The organism is Nocardioides sp., assembly GCF_024509035.1.
GTDB lineage: Bacteria > Actinomycetota > Actinomycetes > Propionibacteriales > Nocardioidaceae > Nocardioides.
Map to the genome: position 1 here is coordinate 1 of NZ_JANINT010000424.1, position 1,566 is coordinate 1,566.

The window sequence follows — 1,566 nt, forward strand, 5'->3', positions numbered from 1 at the left end:
TGATGGGCGACAGCGCCGGCGGCAACCTCGCGGCGGTCGTCTCGATCCTGGCGCGTGACGCGGGCGGCCCGAGGATCGGCCACCAGACGCTGATCTACCCCGTCACCGACCTCACCGACGCGGTGCAGCGCGACGCGTCGTACGCCGCCAACGTCCGCGGGATCGTGCTGTCCAACGAGGACATGGAGGTCTTCCACGGCCACTACGTCACCGACGACGTCGACCCGACCGATCCGCGCCTCTCGCCGCTGCACGCCCCCGACCTGGCCGGGCTGCCGCCGGCGGTGGTCGTCGTGGCCGGCCTCGACCCGCTGCACGACAGCGGCGTGCGCTACGCCCAGGCGCTCGCCGACGCGGGCGTGCCCGTGCGGGTGGAGGACTTCCACCAGATGCCGCACGGGTTCCTCAGCTTCCCCTACCTCTGCCGCGGCGCCCGCCCGGCGATGACCGCCGTCGTCGCCTCCCAGCGAGCAGCGCTGGGGTGAGCCGACCGTCTCGCGCCGTCAGAGCGCGGACTGCACCAGCTTGCGCCGCAGGGCCAGCGTGGCGCGGCTGTGCAGCTGGCTCACGCGGGACTCGGTGACGCCGAGCACCTGCCCGATCTCGGCGAGCGTCAGCCGCTCCCAGTAGTACAGCGCCACGACCACCTGGTCGCGCTCGGGCAGCTCCCGGACCGCGGTTAGGAAGCCGGGCGGGATGTCGTCGTCGGCGCCCGGGAGGTCGGAGGTCGCGCGGGGGGCGTCGTCGTCGTCGACCACGGCCTCGAAGCTGACGACGCTGGTGTGCGCCGTCTGGCTGTAGACCTTGCGGAGCTCGGCGACCGACATCTCGAGCTCGGCGGCCACCTCGGTGTCGGTCGGCGCCCGGCCCAGCGAGCGCTCGAGCTTGGTCTGGGCGGTGTCGATGTCGCGGATCTTCTCGCGCACCGACCGCGGCACCCAGTCGGTGGCCCGCAGCCCGTCGACCATGGCGCCGCGGATCCGCGTGACCGCGTAGGTCTGGAACTGCAGGCCCCGCTCGGGTTCGAACTTGTCGAGGGCGTCCATCAGCCCGATGACGCCGTCGGAGACGAGGTCGGCCTGCTCGACCGCGGGGGGCAGCCCCGACCGGACACGGCCGGCGACGAACTTCACGAGCGGGGAGTAGTGGACGACGAGCCGGTCGCGCGCCTCGCGGTCACCATGGCGCTTGAAGCGCTCCCAGAGACCGTCGACGTCCGAGTCCACGTCGTCACCGTACCCGGCGGCGGGCTCAGGCGGGGTACTCCCAGTGCCACGGCTCGGGCTTGCTGCCGCCCGGGGCCGCCCAGGCCGGGTGCGTCCATCCGTACGACGGGGCGTGGGCGAGCAGCCAGTCGTTCTGGGGACTGCCGAACCGCTCGACGCCGCCGCACAGGTCGACCGCGAGACCCAGGCCGTGCTGGGAGGTGCCCGGGCTCGCGGTGAGGCCCGGCTTGACCAGGTGTGCCCGCTCCTGCGCGTCGAGCGACCGGTAGGAGTCGGTGATGCACAGCTCGGTGCCGAGCGCGTCGGCGTACTCCGCGGCGAGCAGCCGGTACGCCACGGC

The 1,566-nt window shown here is 73.4% G+C and carries 3 protein-coding genes; 1 reads left to right on the forward strand and 2 read right to left on the reverse strand.

Translation table 11 applies throughout. From position 1 onward, the window contains the following. Window positions 1-485 (forward strand): alpha/beta hydrolase fold domain-containing protein (locus tag Q0L15_RS22940; RefSeq protein WP_296607173.1); only part of this gene is annotated, 485 nt, incomplete at its 5' end. An 18-nt stretch (window positions 486-503) separates the two neighbouring features. Here Q0L15_RS22940 and Q0L15_RS22945 read toward each other — a convergent pair. Together Q0L15_RS22945 and Q0L15_RS22950 are read right to left on the reverse strand one after the other, a co-directional pair. Beyond that, window positions 504-1,226 (reverse strand): FliA/WhiG family RNA polymerase sigma factor, encoded by a 723-nt coding sequence (locus tag Q0L15_RS22945; RefSeq protein WP_296607174.1) that lies wholly within the window; start codon window positions 1,224-1,226, stop codon window positions 504-506. Window positions 1,227-1,251: 25 nt separating this feature from the next. Further along, window positions 1,252-1,566, reverse strand: a 315-nt coding sequence (locus Q0L15_RS22950; protein WP_296607175.1) for a M15 family metallopeptidase, incomplete at its 5' end; no start/stop codon positions are given.